Genomic DNA, 19,212 nt, shown 5'->3' on the forward strand with positions numbered 1-19,212 from the left:
GCACCGGAGGCGGCTGCTATGTGGACACCCGGAATCAGGGAGCGCCGGGATCCGGTGTCACATGAAGCGCCCCCAACCTCTCCTCCACAGGCACCTCCACGGCCAACGTAAGATAAAGCCCGTGACTAGCGAACAGACAACGACTTTTGACCTCTCGGCATCCTTCAAGGCGTACGACGTCCGCGGCATCGTGGGCGAGTCGATCACGGCCGAAATCGTCGAAGCCGTGGGGGCCGCGTTCGTGGATATCCTGCAGCTCCAGGGCCAGACCATCCTGGTAGGCGGCGACATGCGCCCCTCCTCCCCCGAGTTCAGCAAGGCCTTCGCCAACGGTGCAGTGGCCCGCGGCGCCGACGTCGAGCTCCTGGACCTGATCTCCACCGACGAACTCTACTTCGCCTGCGGCTACCTCAACCGTGCCGGGGCCACGTTCACCGCCAGCCACAACCCCGCCGGTTACAACGGCATCAAGATGTCCAAGGCCGGGGCCGTGCCCATCTCCTCGGAAACCGGCCTCAAGGACATCCAGGCCCTGGCCGAGCAGTACCTGAACACCGGCAGCATCCCGGCCGTTGAACAGCGCGGGCAGATTAGCGTCCGCGACGTCCTCAAGGACTACGCCGAGTACCTCCGCAAGCTCGTGGACCTGTCCGGCTCAGGCCCCCTGAAGGTAGTGGTGGACGCAGGCAACGGCATGGCCGGCTTGACCACCCCGGCGGTCCTGGGCGACGCATTGCTCCCCAAGCTGCCCCTGGACATTGTTCCCCTGTACTTCGAGCTGGACGGCTCCTTCCCCAACCACCCCGCCAACCCGCTGGAGCCGGAGAACCTCCGCGACCTGCAGGCAGCAGTCCTCCAGCATGGCGCGGACATCGGACTGGCCTTCGACGGCGACGCCGACCGCTGCTTCGTCATCGACGAGAAGGGCGAGCCCGTCTCGCCGTCGGCCATCACCGGCATGGTGGCCCGCCGCGAAATCGCCCGCGCCAAGGCACTGGGCGAAACAACGCCCACCATCATCCACAACCTCCTCACTTCCCGCGCCGTGGCTGAACTCGTGGAGCACGACGGCGGCCGGGCCGTCCGCACGCGCGTTGGCCATTCCTTCATCAAGGCAGTCATGGCAGAGGAAGGAGCGGTGTTCGGCGGCGAGCACTCAGCCCACTTCTACTTCCGTGACTTCTGGAACGCGGACACGGGCATGCTGGCCGCGATGCACGTCCTGGCCGCCCTCGGCGAGCAGGACGGTCCGCTCTCCGAGCTGGGCCGCGAGTACGAGCCGTACGTTTCGTCCGGTGAAATCAATTCCGAAGTCGAGGACAAGGCAGCAGCCGTGGAGCGCGTGCGGGTGGCTTTCGCGGGCGAAGACCTCACTATCGACACGATGGACGGCAGCACGTTCACGGCCAACGACGGCACCTACTGGTTCAACCTGCGCCCGTCCAACACAGAGCCCTTCCTCCGGCTCAATGTCGAGGCCACCGACCGTCCCACGATGGAGCGGATCCGCGACCACGTCCTGTCGATCGTCCGGGCCTAGCCTTGCTGATGGCCGAGGACAAGGAACCGGACTCCGGATCGGGGACCGGCGGTCATTCGTCGTCGCGGGACTCCGTCGCGGAAAGTACGGCCACCGACCTTGAGAACCTCCTGGGGACGGGTATCAGTGCCGCGCAGGAGCAGCTGCAGCGCAACGGCGGCTTCCTGCCCTTCGCCCTGACAGTGCAGAACGACGGTGAGGTGCGGCTGGTTGCCGTCACGCCGGCGGATGTGGAAGAAGGTTCCCACGGCGACTTCGACGCCGACGGCATGATCAGCGACCTCACCGCCCTGCTGCGGCAGAACCGGGAAGATTTCCGGGCCGCCGCGGTGGTCTGCGACATCCTCCTGGTGGAGGAAGAGTCGGACGCCATCCATGTGGCAACGGAGCACCGTGACGGCCAGGTTTTCGCGGCCGTGCTGCCATACTCGGCCGACGGCGTGACCCGGACGTGGCAGTTCGGCGAGCTTGCGGCCGATGCCAGCGAGCCCACCATCTGGGTGGACTAGACCGGGGCCCGGCTTATGAAGATCAACGCATTTGCCGACGTGAGCCTCCGGGCGCTGATGGTACTGGCCGCTGCTCCCGGCGGCACGCTGCTCACCACCCAAAACATCGCCGATACCGTGGGGACGCCGTATAACCACGTCAGCAAGGCAATGGCCAAGCTTCGGAAACTTGGGCTGATCGACGTTGAACGCGGCCGGACCGGCGGTTCCCGGCTAAGCCACGCCGGCCGGATTGCCACGGTGGGACAAATCCTCCGGCAACTCGATACCCGAACGGACGCGGCAGAGTGCGTGGCTCCCGGCGGCAACTGCCCGCTTCTCAGTGAATGCAAGCTCCGCTCAGCCCTGTCACGGGCGCGTGAAGCCTTTTACCGGGAGCTCGACGGCGTCGTGATCGCCGATCTTCCGGTCTCCCGGCAGATGGAGCCCGTCTTCGAAATGATCGGCCTCCGGCCCGGGCTGTAGGTGGCGGCCGTACCGCGCCTGCCCTCAGATTTCCCCGCATAAAAGCACATGTCGCACCGCGGCGGTGCCGATTTGATTCCAACTTCTACGAGGTGTAGAAATTGGGATATGAATACACGCATTTCTAATGCAGGTATTCGCTAAGGCCGGACGAAGGCCCCGGCCGCTACCTCAGGAGTTCCTATGCTCTCGGACAAATCCCGCCCGGTCATCGAGGCCACGCTGCCGCTTGTTGGTTCGCGCATCGGCGCCATCACGCCCAAGTTCTACCAGCGGCTCTTCGCCGAGCACCCTGAGCTCCTGGACGGCGTTTTCAGCCGGTCCAACCAGCGTTCGGGCAACCAGCAGCAGGCGCTGGCAGGGAGCATTGCGGCCTTCGCCACACACCTCGTCAACAATCCGGGCACGCTTCCCGAGACGGTCCTGTCCCGCATCGCCCACCGGCACGCATCCCTGGGCATCACCGAGCCGCAGTACCAGGTGGTCTACGAGCACCTGTTCGCGGCCATCGCCGACGACCTGGCGGAGGTGATCACGCCCGAGATCGCCGAAGCCTGGACCGAGGTCTACTGGCTGATGGCGGACGCGCTGATCAAGCTTGAGAAGGCGCTCTACGCAGGCCAGGCCAACGACAAAATGTGGATGCCTTGGCGTGTGGCAGCAAAAACCCCCGCCGGCGCCGGGTCCATGACCTTCACCCTTGAGCCGGCGGACGCCACCCCGGTGACGCCTGCCCTTCCCGGCCAGTACATCAGCGTCAAGGTGGTCCTGCCGGACGGCCTCCGCCAGGTGCGGCAATACTCCCTCTCCGGGGAAACCGGAACCAGCCGCAGCTTCACGACAAAAATTGACGACGGCGGCGAGGTTTCGCCCGTGCTCCACAGGAGTGTGCAGGTGGGAGACATCCTGGAAATTTCCAACCCGTACGGCGAGATCACCCTCAAGGACGGCGACGGCCCCGTGGTGCTCGCCTCCGCCGGCATCGGCTGCACCCCCACGGCCTCGATCCTGCGGTCACTGGCCGAGGCCGGTTCCGACCGGCAGGTACTGGTGCTCCATGCCGAAAGCACCCTCGACAACTGGGCGCTGCGCAGCCAGATGACGGACGACGTCGAACGCCTGGACGGTGCCGAACTGCAGCTGTGGCTGGAACAGCCGGAGGCGGGGGCCAAGCCGGGCTTTATGTCGCTGCGCGAGGTGGACCTTCCGGCCGATGCATCCCTGTACCTGTGCGGCCCGCTGCCGTTTATGAAGAACATCCGCAATGAGGCCATCAGCGCCGGCATCCCGGCAACGCGGATCCACTACGAGGTGTTCGGCCCGGACATCTGGCTGGCCAGCTGAGTCCCCACCGCCCCTGGAGTTTTTGTCCAGATACGCAGACGTAAAGGCCCCTGAAGCCTGCATATCTGGACAAAAACTCCGGAGAGTACGACGGCGGCCCCGCACCTTTCCAGCGAAAAGGTGCGGGGCCGCCGTTGTACTCCAGGACGCCGTTGTACTTAAGAGATTCAGCCCAGCCGGGACTTCAGGTTCACAAGCTCGGACTGGAGGGCGTCCGGCAGCGAGCCGCCGAAGTTCGCGAACCATTCCTCGATGGAGGCAAGTTCCGCAGCCCATTCCGCAGGATCCACCTTGACGGCTTCCTCCACCTGGGCGGGGGTCATGTCCAGGCCTTCGAGGTCGATGGCGTCACCGGTTGGGACGAAACCGATGGGCGTCTCCACCGCATCAGCCTTGCCCTCGAGGCGCTCGATGGCCCACTTCAGGACCCGGGCGTTGTCGCCGAACCCGGGCCACGCGAAGCCGCCCTCGGAGTTCCGGCGGAACCAGTTGACCAGGAAGATCTTGGGCAGCCGCTCGGGGTTGGCCTTGGCGGACAGGTTGACCCAGTGGTTCAGGTAGTCGCCTGCGTCGTAGCCGATGAAGGGCAGCATGGCCATCGGGTCGCGGCGGACCACACCCACGGCACCTGCTGCGGCAGCAGTGGTTTCCGAGGACAGGGTGGCGCCCATAAAGATGCCGTTGGACCAGCTGCGGGCCTCGGTGACCAGCGGGATGGTGGTCTTGCGCCGGCCGCCGAAAAGGATGGCGGACAGTTCAACGCCGTTGGGGCTGTGGTACTCCTCGGCCAGCATGTCGATCTGGTCGATCGGGGTGCAGAAACGCGAGTTCGGGTGCGCTGCGGGCTTGTCCGAATCCGGTGTCCAGGAGTTGCCCTGCCAGTCGGTCAGGTGCGCGGGCACTTCCTCCGTCATGCCCTCCCACCAGACACCGCCGTCGTCGGTCAATGCCACGTTGGTGAAGATGCTGTTGCCCTTGGCGATGGCACGCATGGCGTTGGGGTTGGTGCCCCAGCCCGTTCCGGGAGCGACGCCAAAGAGGCCCGCTTCAGGGTTGACGGCCCGGAGCTCGCCTTCCTTGCCGAACCGCATCCAGGTGATGTCGTCACCCAGGGTTTCGACCTTCCAGCCCTTGATGGTGGGGTCGAGCAGGGCAAGGTTGGTCTTGCCGCAGGCGGACGGGAAGGCGGCGGAGACGTAGTACGTCTTCTGCTCCGGCGAGGTGAGCTTGAGGATGAGCATGTGCTCGGCCAGCCAGCCCTCATCGCGTGCCATGACGGATGCGATGCGCAGGGCGTAGCACTTTTTGCCCAGCAGCGCGTTGCCGCCGTAGCCCGAGCCGAAGGACCAGATGGACCGCTCCTCGGGGAAGTGGACAATCCACTTGTCCGGGTTGCACGGCCACGGGACATCAGCCTGGCCGGCTTCCAGCGGCGCGCCCAGGGAGTGCAGGGCGGGAACGAAGAAGGCGTTGGTTTCGGTAATGCGGTTCAGGACATCGGTGCCGATGCGGGCCATGATGCGCATCGAGGCGACAACGTAGGCGCTGTCCGTGATCTCGACGCCGAATTTGGGGTCCTCTGCGTCAAGGTGGCCCATAACGAAGGGAATGACGTACATGGTGCGGCCGCGCATGGAGCCGGCGAACAGGCCGCGGAGCTTTTCCTTCATCTGGGCCGGGGCCATCCAGTTGTTGGTAAAGCCGGCGTCGTGCTTGTTTTCTGAGCAGATGAAGGTCTGCTCCTCCACGCGGGCCACGTCCGCGGGATCTGAGAAGGCGGCAAAGGAGTTGGGGAAGAGGTCCTGGTTGAGCCGGGTCAGCGTTCCCGCGGCCACCAGTTCATCCGTGAGCCGGGTGTTCTCCTCTTCAGAGCCATCCACCCAGTAGATACGGTCCGGCTGCGTAAGCTCAGCAACCTCCTCGACCCATGCCAGCAGACCGGCATGTGTAGTGGGTGCGTTATCAAGCAGCGGCTTCTGCGCCAGATCGCCCATTGCGGTTCCCTTCCTCGGGTTCATCGGTGTGTGCTAAATGCTATGGTCCGGACCACTGGAGTTTTTTGGACGTATGCTGACGTTTAGTGACTGCAGAAATGCAATTCCGCGCAATATCAAGGAATTTGACCGCACATCGGCGCAATTAAGTGACGAAGGTCACCTATACCGGTCTAGTTGCGGAGATTACACGCTTCCCGATTTGGCATCGCGGCCACCCCTCGCGTAAAGTAATTCGAGGTTCAGGGAGAGCGGTTCTTCTCCAGGAACACGAGATGCGCCCATAGCTCAGCTGGATAGAGCGTCTGTCTACGGAACAGAAGGTCAGGGGTTCGAATCCCTTTGGGCGCACAAACAAGGTCCGCACCGGTTCGCCGGTGCGGACCTTTTGCGTTGTGCCGTAACCTTGCCGGCAGCCCGCCCGGCGTAGGCTTTCCCCATGATGCCCGAGGCAGTACTGCGCGAATTTGATGTTGTGGTGATCGGCGCTGGCGCCGTGGGGGAAAATGTGGCGGACCGGGTGGTCCAAGGCGGGCTTACGGCCGTGGTGGTGGAAGCGGAACTGGTGGGCGGCGAATGCTCCTACTGGGCATGCATGCCGTCGAAGGCCCTGCTCCGTCCCGGTACAGCCCTCCACGGGGCCCAGACGACGCCGGGCGCCAAGGAAGCAGTTACCCGCACCCTTGATGCCGCAGCCGTCCTGAAGTATCGGGACTATATGGCGTCCAACTGGCAGGACGACGGCCAGGTGAAGTGGCTGGACGATACGGGCATCGAACTCATCCGCGGCCATGCCTGGCTGACGGCACCAAAGTCCGTGGAAGTAGCCGGACTGGACGGCAACTCCTACCAGCTACAGGCGCGCCATGCGGTGGTGCTGGCAACCGGTTCCGCGCCCAACATTCCCCCCATTAAAGGCATGGAGGACGTGCAGGTGTGGGGAACCCGCGAGGCTACCTCCGCCAAGGAAGTTCCTCGCCGCCTGGTGGTGCTCGGCGGCGGCGTTGCCGGAACGGAACTGGCGCAGGCCTTCGCCAGGCTGGGTTCCAGCGTGACCCTTGTGGCGCGCAGCGGGCTGCTGCGAAACTTTCCGCCGGAGGCTGCCAGGCTGGTCGCAGCAGGGCTGCGGGCTGACGGCGTGGAGCTCCGGCTCAACACCGCCACGGACAGCATCAGCGAGAACGACGACGGCTCCTTCAGCCTGCAGCTTGCCGACGGTTCCCGCGTGGCAGCGGACCGGGTCCTGTTGGCCACGGGACGCCACCCCGCCCTGGAGGGGCTGGGGCTGGAGAGCGTGGGCTTTGAGCCCGATGAAGCAGGACACCTCAGACTCAGCACGGACAATTCAGGCCTGGTTGACGGAGCCCCCGGCGAAGAGCCTTGGCTTTATGCCGTGGGTGACGCTGCCGGCAAGAACCTTTATACGCACCAGGGCAAGTACGAGGCGCGTGCCACCGGGGACGCCATTGCCGCCCGCGCCAAGGGGGAGCTGACCGGCGTTGCCAGGGACTGGAGCCGTTTTGCCCAGACCGCCAACCAGCACGCCGTGCCAGGCGTTGTGTTCACCGATCCGGAGCTTGCCGCCGTGGGACGTACCCTCGAAACGGCCCAAAAAGACGGCTACAACGCCTCCTCCGTGGAGCTCCCCATCCAGGTGGCGGGGTCCTCACTCCATTCGGAGAACTATGAGGGCTGGGCCCAGCTGGTGATTGATGAAGACCGCCAGGTCCTGCTGGGAGCCACCTTTGCCGGGCCGGATGTGGCGGAGCTCCTGCACGCAGCAACCATCGCAGTAGTGGGTGAAGTGCCGCTGGACCGGCTGTGGCACGCTGTTCCCTCCTACCCCACCATCAGCGAAGTCTGGCTGCGACTTCTCGAAAAGTACGGGCTTTAGTTATTTGAACTGACCGGTCAGTTTGGATACACTGGAGGGAGCAACCGTCCGTGAAAGGCCTTTCTTGCTCTCTGCCCAGCAGCTCCATGTCCGCGGCCGCCGCGACCCCCTGCTTCCGGATACCTCGCTCGAGGCCAGACGGGGTGAACTGGTCCTCGTGTCCGGAGAACGGCAGGACCACCGCACCGCGCTGGCACTGGTGCTCAGCGGCCGGATGAAAGCCACCACCGGATCCGTCAGCTGGGACGGCAGCCGCGGCATCCGGCAGGTCCGGATGGCCAGCGCCCTCGTCGATGCTCCCGGCGTCAATGAGCCCGAGCGCCACCTCAGCGTCCGCGACCTCGTTACGGAGGACCTCGCCTTGATTCCCCGCCGCTACCGCGGAGCGCTGCTCAGCAGTCCGTGGCTCAAGGTGAACAGCTTCGAAGACATCGCGGACCAGTGGATCGAGCAGCTGGACCCGCTGCGCAGGCTGGAACTCCTGACGGCCCTGGCGCTGGCGAACCCGCACACGGACCTGCTGGTGGTGGACTCCCCCGACCGGCACACTGCCGACGCCGCCAACTGGCTGCCGCGCCTTGAGCAGCTGGCGGCCGACGCCGGGAGGCCGCTTGCCGTCGTTGCAACCGTAGCTGCCCTGCCGCCGTCGTGGTCTGGCTCCTTCGCCACCATCGGCAACGCGGAAACCCCCGCCCAAGCGCTCAGGAATGAAACGGGGGCGCCCGAGAAAGCACCCAGCGGAAGCCGGGCAGCGCCTGAGGCCCGTGCGGCAGCCCAAGACATTGAATTAGAGACCGAGGATGCCAAGTGACTGTATTGCGGCTCGCCCGCTCGGAGCTCAAGCGGATGACCGGCGGGCTGCTGCCCAAGCTGACCATCCTCGCACTCACCATGGTCCCCCTGCTGTACGGCGCGGTGTACCTGTACGCCAACTGGGATCCCTACGGCAACCTGGACCAGATCGACGCGGCCCTGGTGGTTGAGGACGCCGGCGCCACCGCCAGCGACGGGACGCAGCTGCAGGCGGGCACGAAAGTCGCCGACAGCCTGGTGGAGGGCAATGTCTTCCACTGGATCCCGGTGTCCAGCGGGCAGCAGGCCGATGAGGGGGTCAGCAGCGGCAAGTACGCCTTCGCCCTGAAGATCCCGGAGGACTTCTCGGCCCACCTCGTCTCCCCCGGCAGCTTCGACTCCGCCAGCCAGGCGATGCTCAACGTCACCACCAACGACGCAAACAACTATCTGCTGAGCACCATCGTGGACAAGCTGACCACCTCGGTGCACAGCACCGTAGCGGCAGATGTGGGCGAAGAGACGGCCAACCAGCTGCTCACCGGCTTTGGCACCATCCACACCCAGATGGTCAGGGCAGCCGACGGTGCCGGCCAGCTTGCCGGCGGAGTGGCCGCCCTCCGGGACGGTACAGCAACCCTGCACGAGGGGACCACCAGCCTGGCCAGCGGATCCGACGAGCTTTACGCCGGGCAGCTGAAGCTTCGTGACGGCGCCAACCAGCTGACCGACGGCGCAGGCCAGCTGAGCAGCGGGCTGTCCGTCCTCAAGGACAAGACGGCAACATTGCCCAGCGATACTCAGACCCTGGCGGCAGGCGCCGCGCAGGTGGCTGCCGGCAACGCCCAGCTGAACACCAAGGTCCAGGACGTCACGGCGCAGCTCGAAGCGGCGGACCAGGGCCTGCGCACCCGGGTAGTGGAGTCAAACAACCGGCTCATCGCAGCCGGTGTTCTTACTCAGGCCCAGGCGGACAGCATCCTGGCCGACTTTGATGCGGCTGCCGCTTCGAACCCGGTGGCAGCTGCCAAGACAAAGATCCAGACCGACGCCGCCCAGATCCAGCAACTGGCCGACGGGTCCGAGGCTGTCAGCGTGGGGGCCGCCCAGCTTGCCGCAGCCACCCCGGCCTTGAAGGAAGCCATAGTGCAGGCCTCCGGCGGCGCCGACCAGCTCCACACCGGCGCGGCAACCCTGGCTACCGGCGAGCAGGCAGCAGTGGACGGCGCCGCGGCACTGGCCCAGGGAGCGCACAAAGTGGACGACGGCGCGGCGCAGCTCGAGCAGGGGGCCGGGGCGGCTGCCGACGGTTCACGGACCCTTGCGGACGAAATCGGCAAGGGCGCGGGGCAGGTTCCCAACCCTGATGATGCCCAGAAGAGCAACTTGTCGCGGGTGATCGCAGATCCGGTGGCGGTCAGCAATGTTTCGCAGGCGAAGGCCGGGTCTTATGGCGCCGGACTGGCTCCGTTTTTCCTCACCCTTGCCCTGTGGATCGGCGTCTTTATGCTGGTCCAGGCCATGCGGCCCCTCACCCGGCGGGCCCTGGCGTCCAACGCCGGATCGTGGAAGATCGCGCTCGGCGGCTGGCTTCCCTTCCTCGCGGTCTCCGTGGTGCAGGCCACCCTCCTGACCCTGGTGGTTAACCTCGCACTGGGCCTGGATGCGGCCCATCCGGTCCTGATGTGGCTCTTTATGCTGGCGGCGGCCATGGCCTTCAGCGCCATCATCCAGGGAATCGTGGCGCTCCTTGGTTCCCCCGGCAAGCTGGTGGTGCTGATCCTGCTGGTGCTGCAGCTGGTTTCCTCGGGAGGCACATTCCCCTGGCAGACCACTCCCCAGCCCCTGCATGTGGTGCACGAGATCCTGCCCATGGGCTACGTGGTGACCGGGATGCGGCATCTGATCTATGGCGCCGACCTGTCGATGATCCTCCCCACCGCGCTGGGCCTCCTCGGATACACGGCACTGGGCCTGGTGATGTCCACACTTGCCGTCCGCAAGGGGAAATTCTGGACTTTGAAGACGCTGCAGCCGGAGATCGCCGTATGACTTCCACCCACGAACCAGCGGATCCGGAGCCGGCGAAAAAGCTGCGTCCGGCCCGGACCACAGCCACCCGGCAGAAGCTCTTCGACGCCTCGATGGAGCTGATCGGCGAGCGCGGAGCGGCGGGTGTCACCGTTGATGAAATTGCCGCGGCCGCCGGCGTTTCCAAGGGAACGGTCTATTACAACTTCGGCAGCAAATCGGACCTCATCGCGCAGCTGCTGCGGCACGGCGTCGATATCCTCAAGGGACGGCTCCTGGGCCCGCAGGCAGAGGCGGGCACTGCGGCTCCCGCCTCTGATCCCCTGCTGGCCATGGAAGCCATGATCGGGCAAGCCATGGATTTTATGGCCGAATACCCCTCCTTCGCACGCCTGTGGGTCAGCGAGAACTGGCGGACACCCAGCGAATGGCAGGGAACGTTTACCCTCCTCCGCGCCGAGCTCCTGGAAGTTATTGGCGAGGCAGTGGAAAAGGTTGCCAGGGTTTACCCGGTGGATCCCTCGGTGTCCCGCGGCAGCCTGGAAACCGCGATCTTCGGCGCCTGCTTTGTGGTGGGCCTGGACCGGCAGACGTACAACCCGGAGCGGACCCGTAATCAAAGCGTTGCAGCGATCATGGCCATTATGCGCGGCTACGTGCTGAGGGATGCCCCGCCTCGGGGATGATGGTGAACATGCGTCATATGGGGATCAGCGGAAAGTTTGCCGTCATCACCGGCATTGTGGCTGCGGGGCTCCTGATCCTGACGGGCATGACCCTGGCCGAGCCTGTATTCGTGGCGTTTCTGGGCGTGCTGGGGCTGGCTTATGTAGCTTGCATCATGGAGGTCCTCCGGCGGCGGCGCTACGTGATGCTGGCGATCGCCGGCTTGTCCACCAGCCTGGCCGTTGCCGGGTCGCTCGCTTTTCTGAGCACGTGGGAGCTGGCCTTCACCGATGAATCCTCGATCTTTGGTACACCGCTGCCCACCGACGACCCGGACAACTACTTCTTCCTGGCCGCCCTGTCGATGGCGACGGCGCTGGCATCGCTGTTCATTGGCGCTGTGTGGCCGGGCCGGCAGGGGTCCATCGGGCGTGCTGCTCCTGCACGCGCTTCCTCGCGGCCTGCCGCCAGTGCGCGGGGCCAGGCTCCTGTACGGCGCCAGGGCGCGCCAGGAGCACCGCAGCCACGTACCTCCTCCGCCGGACGCACGCCGGTGCGCCAGCCGACGTCGTCCGCCCGGCAGGTGCCCCCAAGGCAAAGTGCAACCCGGCAGGGCTCGGGCGGCCAGAGTGCGGGGAGCCAGAGTGCAGCCCGGCAGGGTTCCACGCGGCAGCCTTCACGGCGCCCGGCCCCGAAGAAATAACCGGCGTCAGTGCGCCCGCGGCACCTTGAATCTGGTGATCCGGGCATCCTGGCCGTCAAGCTCAGCCCACGATTTCCCGGTCTCGAGGACGGTGAGGGCGCTGGTGGGGTACCTTGTGGCGGCGTCCATGTAGGCGTCGTGGTCGGAGTCGCGTGAGGCCAGGTGCATGGCCAAGTCCTGCACGCCGGGCAGGTGAGCGATCAGCATGAGTGTGGTGACCGTGTCCGGGACGTGGTTGACCACGGTGAGCATCCGGAGGGCGGAGGCGGCGTACAGGCCGTCCTCAAGCTTGGGCGTGGGTGCCTTGTCCCCCAGCTCGGAGCACACCCACGTGCACGTCTGGCGGGTGCGCAGGGCGCTGGAGCACAGGATGAAGTCGGGAACGATGTTGTGCTTGAGCAGCCACCGTCCGGCCAGAGGGGCCTCACGGTGCCCCCGCTCCTCCAGCGGGCGCTCATGGTCAGCCACCCCGCCGGGCCAATCCGCCTTGGAATGGCGCATGATCACAAGGCGTCGAAGATGGTGCTCACTCATGGCCCAAGCCTATAGCGCGCCCCAATAGCCTGGGACGCCCCACAACGTCACGACCAGCACGCCATCAACCAGCCGCGGAGGCCAAATGCTCGGAGAGGCTGGGTAACGCCAAAGGCGGCACATCCCGAAAGCGCCGTTGTCGCGCGAGGGACGAGCGCAGGCGCAGAGGGATCGTGCCGCCTTAAGGCGTGAGAACAGGAGTCCTAGATCGAGTATTCCGGAGCGGCCCAGACAACAACTTCGGGGTGCTCGTAGAACCGGTAGCCCTGGCCGCGGACGGTGCGCACGGTGTTGGCGAGGCGGCCAAGCTTCGAGCGGAGGCGGCGGATGTGGACGTCGATGGTGCGCTCGTTGGGCACTTCTTCGGCATTGCGCCACAGGCCTTCGAGCAGTTCGTCGCGGCCCACGGTGCGGGTGCCGTTTTCCACGAGGTAGTTCAGCAGTTCGAACTCTTTGAAGGTCAGGTTCAGGGATTCGCCGTCGAGGTGGACTTCGCGGCGGGCAAGGTCGATCAGGACGCCGGACGGGCGCGGTTCCTGGGGCTGCTGCGGTCGCGGGGTTTCGGTGCGCTGCCGGGTGTTGACGGTGGGGTCACCGAAGGTAGAACGGACGACGTCGAGCGCTGAGCCGGGCGTTCCGGCGGGGGCCACTGCCACAGCGGCGTAGCTTTCTGCACCGGAGACCAGGGACTGGGCGTAGGCGCGGATTTCCTGGGCGAGCTTGGCGATGGAGGTACCTGCAGCGGCTGCGGTTTCCTCATCGATGCCCATGTAGAGGACGAAGCCGCGGGCTACGTTGTCGTTGGCGACAGGGCGGACGGCGCTGGGCCCGGCGACAACGGGAGTCGGGGCCGTGACCGGCGCGGAATCGGCCGGGGTCACGGCGCGGAGCTGGCCGTAAGAGTTGGGGTTGTAGCCCTGGGGTGCATAGCCAGAGGCGGGAAAGCTGCTTCCGGGTGTTGTGGGCGCAAGCGACGGGCGCGGTGCGAATCCGGGGCGGAGGCCGGAGGGCTGGCCTGCCTTGGCGGCGTTACGGACAGAAATGTGGACGTATCCGGATGCAACTGACATGGATGCTTACCTCAATGTGAATGGCCGCCATCGCGGCTCGAATGCTGGGGTTCCCCGCAATGGAACTGGGGAGGGACGCCCGACGCTGGGCTGGGGGGCGAATGCCTGGAGAACTTCGAGGGGTGGGAAGGTCAGGCGTACATTCGACAACAGCGCATGTCGGCAGCAGCGGATGTGCTGGGCCAATAGTCTGCGGCTGCAGGTGCTGTTGAGTTCTTGTTCACAATGAGAGTGTGCAGCGTAACAATGCTAACTTGCAAGTAACAATGGACCGATTAGTCCGCATTATGAGACAGAATCCTCCTTTGTGGCGCAGATCACGATTCTGGAGTGCTTGCAGAACGTCATTCATTATCCAGCTCCGAGCCGTTCGATGGCCCATCGAAGGAACTTAATTCGGCTAAACCCTCAAGCTGCCCCTTTTTCTTCAATTGCATGTCCAATACCAAAATGACCCCTGCCTCGGGGCACATCTGTCCAGCGACACCCCGCCGCCGCAAAGAAAATTTCGCCCGGTCTGCCCCCGATTGAGTGAACGCACCCGCCGCGAAGAATCGAAGGACTCCTGCCCGGCCAGGCGGCTCCACTCACTTTTGGCCTCGGAGCTGGCTAGGCTGGCATTCACAGCCAGGACACAGGAACCCCAAAGCCCTGGCTAAACGAGTGATCGGAGAGTTGTTCCATGGCCACCCCGCACTCCATGACAAACAATCTCCCCCAGCTCTCCCACCCGGACGGTTCCCCCATCCGCGCCCTGGTGGTGGACGACGAGCCCAGCCTCTCAGAACTCATGAGCATGGGCCTGCGCATGGCCGGCTGGTCCGTGGCCATCGCCGCCGATGGACCCGAGGCCGTCAAGCTTGCGAAGGACTTCCGCCCGGATGTCCTGGTCCTGGACGTTATGCTCCCCGGATTCGACGGCGTTGAACTGCTGGGAAGGATCCGCGCCTTCGCACCCGAGGTCCCCGCGCTGTTCCTGACAGCCAAGGACGCCGTGCAGGACCGGATCGTGGGCCTTGCCGCCGGCGGCGACGACTACGTCACCAAACCGTTCAGCATGGAGGAAGTCCTCCTGCGGCTGCACCGGCTGGTCCAGCGCTCCGGCGTGGCTGCCATGGATACGGCTGAACTGGTGGTGGGCGACCTGGTCCTGAACGTCGACACCCGGGAGGTGACCCGGGCCGGTGAGGAACTCCAGCTCACGGCCACCCAGTTCGAGCTCCTCCGCTACCTGATGGAGAACCCCAAGCGGGTGATCAGCAAGGCCCAAATCCTGGACCGGGTGTGGGACTACGACTTCGGCGGCCAGGCCAACATCGTAGAGCTCTACATCTCCTACCTGCGCAAGAAGGTGGATGCAGTGCACCCGCCCATGATCCATACCGTGCGCGGCGCCGGATACGTCATCAAGCCCGCGGAGTAGGCGCACCATGGCGTCACAACCGGCCGCGCCCCACCCCCGGAGCTGGCTCAAGCCCGGCACCTGGCACTTGCGAAGCCGCCTCATCCTCCTCGCCATGACCCTGCTGATCGCCATCTGCGGCGCGGTGGGCGTGGCCAGCTACGCCTCCATGGACGCATTCCTCACCCGCCAGCTGGACGAACAGCTCAGCCAGGCCGCGGACCGGTCGAACGATCCTGGCCGCCCACCCATGGGCGGCTTCAACGGAAGGGACCCCTTGGACGCCCGCGGCCAGAGCGTGGGAACCCTGAACGCCCGCATCCTCAACGGGCAGGTCAACAGTGCCGGGTTTCTAGCCTCGGACACCACCCGGTCGGCGCTTTCGGCGGAGGACAAGCAGGCCCTGCTCGACCTGGCAACGGACGCGCAGCCAGGGGACCGCGCCCTCTCCAACGGCGAATACCGGCTGATAGCCGTGAGAACGAACTTTGGCGATGTGCTGGTGACCGGACTCCCCCTCGCCGCGAAGCAAAGTACGCTCGCCTCCCTGGTGTGGACCTTTGTGTTCGTCTCCTCGGGCGGCCTGCTGCTCATCGGGCTGGTGGGGACCGTCCTGATCCGGCGCACCATGAAACCGCTCGAGCAATTGTCAGAGGTGGCCACCCGCGTTTCACGGCTGCCCCTGGATGCCGGCGAGGTGGCGCTTGCGGTGCGCGTCCCGCCGTCGAACTCCAATCCGGGAACGGAAGTGGGCAGCGTGGGCCACGCGCTCAACCTGATGCTGGACAACGTGGCCAACGCGCTGCAGGCGCGGCAGAAGAGCGAGACCAAGGTGCGGCAGTTTGTGGCCGACGCCTCGCACGAACTGCGCACTCCCCTGACGGCCATCCGCGGCTACACCGAGCTGATGCGGATGACGGAGAAATTCTCCCCCGACGGCAAAAAATCGCTGGCGCGCGTGCAGAGCCAGTCGGAGCGGATGACCGCCCTGGTGGAAGACTTGCTGCTGCTTGCCCGCCTCGATGAGGGCCAGCCGCTCAAGCTCACTGAAGTGGACCTGACGCAGCTGGTGATTGAGGGTGTCAGCGATGAAAAGGTGATGGCGCCCGGGCACAACTGGCGGCTGGAGCTTCCGGGCGAGCCGGTAGTGGTCAACGGTGACGCTTCACAGCTGCGGCAGGTGCTGATGAACCTGCTGTCCAACGCACGCAAGCACACTCCTGCCGGAACCACGGTGGTGACAGGCGTGGGCACGTCGCCTGAAGGCGCGGCGGTAGTAACGGTAACGGACGACGGCGGTGGCATACCTGCGGAGTTCGTGGACCATGTGTTTTCACGCTTCGCCCGCGCAGACGCGGCACGAAAGGGCGCGGCCCACCAGGCCGGCACCTCCGCTGCCGAAGGCACTAGCGGGTTGGGATTGTCCATCGTGGAGTCCATCGTCGAGGCACACGGCGGAAGGGTAACGGTGACGTCACAGCCTGGGCGCACACAATTCGCCCTTCAGCTCCCACTTCCGCAGCTGCCATAGCAACGTGACGCGCCGCCGTCGTGATCTCTGTTACCAAAATGTGACTTAAGCGCCGCACTCCTGTACCGTCGATTGGGTGAGGTTCCCGACGGGAACCCATATCCGGATGACGCCAAGCTCTGCCGCTTCCCGGATTCCGCTTGAGCACAACGGCAGAGGCGGGGGACCCACAGTCCCGGGCAATAACTGCCCTTGGGGTTAAGCACGCACGTGTATTTTCCGTGCGGCCGGATGCCCTCATCCGAACCCGACAGCTAACTCCGCAGGTGTGAGAGGCGATCCATCATGTCCAAGTTCCTTGCTAAACCGCGCCCGAATTCCGAGGCTGCATCCCACACTGGCCGCAAGGCCGGAAAAGTCCCCTTCATTGGCAAGCGCGCCGCTGTCTTTGCCGCATCCGCTGCACTCCTGGTAGGAGTCGGAGCGGCCGGACAGGCTACCGAGTCCAGCCTCCGGGTCTCCGCCACGGAAACCCAGGCGGCCGCAGCCCAGTCCAACCTCAGCATCGAGAAGAGCGAAATCCAGGCCAACCCTGCGCCTGCCCCGGCTGCAGAAGAGATCGCGGTGGCCCCGCAGGCCGCAGAGCCCGCGCCGGCACCCGCAGCCGAACCGGCACCCGCCCCGGCTCCGGCCCCGGCCCCGGCTCCCGAGCCTGCCCCGGCGCCTGCCGCCGCTCCTGAGCCTGCACCCGTCGTCGCCGTCAACGACCCCGCCGGCGCCCAGGCTTACGCTGCAGGGCAGCTTGCCAGCTACGGCTGGGCTCCGGACCAGATGCAGTGCCTGGTGACCCTGTGGGACAAGGAGTCCGACTGGACCACCACGGCCACCAACCCCAGCAGCGGCGCGTATGGCATCGTCCAGTCGCTGCCCGCTGAAAAGATGGCGAGCGCCGGTGCGGACTACCTCACCAACTACCGCACGCAGATCAACTGGGGCCTGAACTACATCCAGGAGCGCTACCAGTCCCCCTGCGGCGCGCTGAACTTCCACCTGTCCAACAACTGGTACTAAGCCACACGGACCCGTGCCGCGGCGGCGGCACCTGTTGGAGAAGCAGGCGGCCCGGCATACTGTGATCCATGAAGTTCACCACCACCATCCAGGGCAGCGGAAACAAGACCGGCATTGAAGTTCCCGGAGAAGTCCTTGCAGCCTTGGATGCGGGCAAGCGGCCACCAGTAGTGGTGACCATCAACGGCAAGAGCTACCGGAGCAGCGTCGCGGTGATGGGCGGGCAGAACCTGATCTCCCTGAGCGCAGCAAACCGGGACTTCGTCGGAGTATCCGCCGGCGACACCGTTGAAGTGGACCTGGGGCTGGACACGCAACCCCGCATCGTGGAAGTCCCCGAGGACCTCGCGGCAGCGATGGCGGCAGAACCGGCTGCCGCGGAGTTTTACTCAACGCTGAGCTACAGCGCGCAGAGGCGGTATGTAGAGCCGCTGGGCGAGGCCAAGACGCCCGAGACGCGGTCCCGGCGTATTGCCAAGGTAGTGGCAGATCTTAGAGCCGGAAAGAAATAACGGTCGGGTCTTCGGCCCGGGCGGCGCCGTGCAGGGCCACAATGCCTTCGGTCCGGACGCGTTCCATCGCCCCGAGTTCCGCCGTCAGTGCCGCCACGTCGGCGCCCGCTGGAGCAAACCGGGTGATATTCTGCCCGCTGAATGTCAGCTTTCGCGCCCCGGGATGTACTGGACGGCCCACCTGTTGCCGTCGGGATCGGCAAAGTACACGAAGTGGCCCCAAGCCTGCACGTCTACGTCGCTGACGTCCACCCCGTTGTCTTTCAGATGCTTGTGGGCGGCGTGGATATCGTTGACCACCAGTTGAAGGTTCGATCCGGTGCCGGGAGGCGCGTCACTGAGCCCTTCCCCGATGCAGATCGAGCAGGCTGAGCCGCGGGGCGTCAGCTGCACAAAGCGGATGGAGTCCGAGGGACGCTCATCAAAGTCCGCGTTGAACCCCACCTTGTTGACGTAGAAATCCTTGGCGCGGTCCACGTCCGATACAGGGACAAACACAAGTTCCAGTTTCCAGTCCATCCGCACAGGCTAGCGGCGGGACGTGGAATGGAAAAGGGTTGTGGGCTACCCGGCGATGCCGTAGAGACGGTCGCCCGCGTCCCCGAGACCGGGAACGATGTACGACTTCTCGTTGAGCTTTTCGTCGATGGAAGCCAGGACGATGGTGACGTTCGCGCCGGAGAGTTCTTCCTCCAGCTTGGCCAGGCCCTCCGGTGCGGCCAGGAGGCAGATGCAGGTCACGTCCGACGCGCCGCGTTTGAAGAGGAACTTGATGGCTTCGCGGAGGGTACCGCCGGTGGCCAGCATGGGGTCCAGGACGAAGATCTGCCGGTCGGTGAGGTCCTCGGGAAGGCGCTCGGCGTAGGTGATGATGTCCAGGGTTTCCTCGTCGCGGGCCATGCCAAGGAAGCCGACTTCCGCGGTGGGAACGAGTTTGGTCATGCCCTCGAGCATGCCCAGCCCGGCGCGCAGGATGGGAACCACCAGCGGGGTGGGCTTGGTGAACGCGGTACCCACGGTGGTGCTGACCGGGGTTTCGATGGTGACGGGTTCAGTGCGGACCTCACGGGTGGCCTCGTACGCGAGCAGGGTCACCAACTCCTCCGTCAGCTGCCGGAAGACCGGGGACGGAGTGTTCTTGTCCCGCAGGACGGTGAGCTTATGGGCGACCAGGGGGTGGTCCACAACGAGAGTGCGCATGGGTCAAAACTACC

Annotated in this window: 18 protein-coding genes, 1 tRNA gene and 1 riboswitch; of the genes, 14 read left to right on the top strand and 5 right to left on the bottom strand. The window is 65.4% G+C overall.

Features of this window, described 5'->3' with window-relative positions; translation table 11 throughout:
• The first annotated feature begins 121 nt into the window (after positions 1-121).
• The 4 genes from ARTSIC4J27_RS16770 to ARTSIC4J27_RS16785 all read left to right on the top strand — a co-directional run bounded on the left by ARTSIC4J27_RS16770 (position 122) and on the right by ARTSIC4J27_RS16785 (position 3,858).
• Complete coding sequence (locus ARTSIC4J27_RS16770) at positions 122-1,540, top strand: phosphomannomutase/phosphoglucomutase (protein WP_050056347.1); 1,419 nt, start codon at positions 122-124, stop codon at positions 1,538-1,540.
• A gap of 8 nt (positions 1,541-1,548) precedes the next feature.
• On the top strand, positions 1,549-2,049 hold the full coding sequence (locus ARTSIC4J27_RS16775) for a hypothetical protein (protein ID WP_050056383.1): 501 nt from the start codon (positions 1,549-1,551) through the stop codon (positions 2,047-2,049).
• 15 nt (positions 2,050-2,064) lie between these two features.
• A complete protein-coding gene (locus ARTSIC4J27_RS16780) occupies positions 2,065-2,514 on the top strand; it encodes an RrF2 family transcriptional regulator (protein WP_050056348.1) in 450 nt (149 codons plus the stop codon).
• Positions 2,515-2,697: 183 nt separating this feature from the next.
• Positions 2,698-3,858, top strand: a complete 1,161-nt coding sequence (locus ARTSIC4J27_RS16785; RefSeq protein WP_050056349.1) for a globin domain-containing protein — start codon at positions 2,698-2,700, stop codon at positions 3,856-3,858.
• Between the two features lie 167 nt (positions 3,859-4,025).
• On the opposite strand, the gene ARTSIC4J27_RS16790 is transcribed toward ARTSIC4J27_RS16785, so the two are convergent.
• Positions 4,026-5,852 carry a phosphoenolpyruvate carboxykinase (GTP) gene (locus ARTSIC4J27_RS16790; RefSeq protein WP_050056350.1) on the bottom strand — a complete coding sequence of 609 codons (1,827 nt, stop codon included), beginning with the start codon at positions 5,850-5,852 and terminating at the stop codon, positions 4,026-4,028.
• 277 nt (positions 5,853-6,129) lie between these two features.
• Here ARTSIC4J27_RS16790 and ARTSIC4J27_RS16795 point away from each other — a divergent pair.
• The 6 genes from ARTSIC4J27_RS16795 to ARTSIC4J27_RS16820 all read left to right on the top strand — a co-directional run bounded on the left by ARTSIC4J27_RS16795 (position 6,130) and on the right by ARTSIC4J27_RS16820 (position 11,938).
• Positions 6,130-6,203, top strand: a tRNA-Arg gene (locus tag ARTSIC4J27_RS16795).
• A gap of 88 nt (positions 6,204-6,291) precedes the next feature.
• Positions 6,292-7,746, top strand: a complete 1,455-nt coding sequence (locus ARTSIC4J27_RS16800; RefSeq protein WP_050056351.1) for a dihydrolipoyl dehydrogenase family protein — start codon at positions 6,292-6,294, stop codon at positions 7,744-7,746.
• A gap of 64 nt (positions 7,747-7,810) precedes the next feature.
• Positions 7,811-8,557 carry a sugar ABC transporter ATP-binding protein gene (locus ARTSIC4J27_RS16805; RefSeq protein ID WP_050056352.1) on the top strand — a complete coding sequence of 249 codons (747 nt, stop codon included), beginning with the start codon at positions 7,811-7,813 and terminating at the stop codon, positions 8,555-8,557.
• Positions 8,554-10,590, top strand: a complete 2,037-nt coding sequence (locus tag ARTSIC4J27_RS16810; RefSeq protein ID WP_050056353.1) for a YhgE/Pip family protein — start codon at positions 8,554-8,556, stop codon at positions 10,588-10,590. The genes ARTSIC4J27_RS16805 and ARTSIC4J27_RS16810 overlap by 4 nt, the downstream gene beginning before the upstream one ends.
• A complete protein-coding gene (locus ARTSIC4J27_RS16815; protein WP_050056354.1) occupies positions 10,587-11,255 on the top strand; it encodes a TetR/AcrR family transcriptional regulator in 669 nt (222 codons plus the stop codon). The genes ARTSIC4J27_RS16810 and ARTSIC4J27_RS16815 overlap by 4 nt, the downstream gene beginning before the upstream one ends.
• A 17-nt stretch (positions 11,256-11,272) precedes the next feature.
• Complete coding sequence (locus ARTSIC4J27_RS16820; protein WP_083435516.1) at positions 11,273-11,938, top strand: hypothetical protein; 666 nt, start codon at positions 11,273-11,275, stop codon at positions 11,936-11,938.
• A gap of 6 nt (positions 11,939-11,944) precedes the next feature.
• Here the strand turns inward: ARTSIC4J27_RS16820 and ARTSIC4J27_RS16825 are convergent, their stop codons facing one another.
• Complete coding sequence (locus tag ARTSIC4J27_RS16825) at positions 11,945-12,472, bottom strand: SixA phosphatase family protein (protein ID WP_050056355.1); 528 nt, start codon at positions 12,470-12,472, stop codon at positions 11,945-11,947.
• Between the two features lie 203 nt (positions 12,473-12,675).
• Complete coding sequence (locus tag ARTSIC4J27_RS16830; protein WP_050056356.1) at positions 12,676-13,542, bottom strand: winged helix-turn-helix domain-containing protein; 867 nt, start codon at positions 13,540-13,542, stop codon at positions 12,676-12,678.
• 682 nt (positions 13,543-14,224) lie between these two features.
• Between ARTSIC4J27_RS16830 and ARTSIC4J27_RS16835 the strand changes: the two genes are divergently transcribed.
• The 4 genes from ARTSIC4J27_RS16835 to ARTSIC4J27_RS16850 all read left to right on the top strand — a co-directional run bounded on the left by ARTSIC4J27_RS16835 (position 14,225) and on the right by ARTSIC4J27_RS16850 (position 17,998).
• Positions 14,225-14,965: a response regulator transcription factor gene (locus ARTSIC4J27_RS16835; protein ID WP_050056357.1), complete on the top strand. Its 741-nt coding sequence runs from the start codon at positions 14,225-14,227 to the stop codon at positions 14,963-14,965.
• A 7-nt stretch (positions 14,966-14,972) separates the two neighbouring features.
• Complete coding sequence (locus tag ARTSIC4J27_RS16840; RefSeq protein WP_050056358.1) at positions 14,973-16,475, top strand: sensor histidine kinase; 1,503 nt, start codon at positions 14,973-14,975, stop codon at positions 16,473-16,475.
• A 127-nt stretch (positions 16,476-16,602) separates the two neighbouring features.
• Positions 16,603-16,755, top strand: a riboswitch (cyclic di-AMP (ydaO/yuaA leader).
• A gap of 5 nt (positions 16,756-16,760) precedes the next feature.
• The gene (locus ARTSIC4J27_RS22825; protein WP_050056359.1) at positions 16,761-17,486 is read left to right on the top strand and encodes an aggregation-promoting factor C-terminal-like domain-containing protein; all 726 of its coding nucleotides are present in this window, start codon (positions 16,761-16,763) and stop codon (positions 17,484-17,486) included.
• A 68-nt stretch (positions 17,487-17,554) separates the two neighbouring features.
• Positions 17,555-17,998 (top strand): YdeI/OmpD-associated family protein, encoded by a 444-nt coding sequence (locus ARTSIC4J27_RS16850; RefSeq protein ID WP_050056360.1) that lies wholly within the window; start codon positions 17,555-17,557, stop codon positions 17,996-17,998.
• A gap of 144 nt (positions 17,999-18,142) precedes the next feature.
• Here ARTSIC4J27_RS16850 and ARTSIC4J27_RS16855 read toward each other — a convergent pair whose 3' ends face one another.
• Complete coding sequence (locus ARTSIC4J27_RS16855; protein ID WP_050056361.1) at positions 18,143-18,517, bottom strand: glyoxalase superfamily protein; 375 nt, start codon at positions 18,515-18,517, stop codon at positions 18,143-18,145.
• 45 nt (positions 18,518-18,562) lie between these two features.
• Entirely contained in the window at positions 18,563-19,198 is a 636-nt protein-coding gene (upp, locus tag ARTSIC4J27_RS16860; protein ID WP_013599856.1) for a uracil phosphoribosyltransferase, read from the bottom strand.
• Between the last annotated feature and the right edge of the window lie 14 nt (positions 19,199-19,212).

The sequence above is a fragment of the Pseudarthrobacter siccitolerans genome, from assembly GCF_001046895.1.
GTDB classification, from domain to species: domain Bacteria; phylum Actinomycetota; class Actinomycetes; order Actinomycetales; family Micrococcaceae; genus Arthrobacter; species Arthrobacter siccitolerans.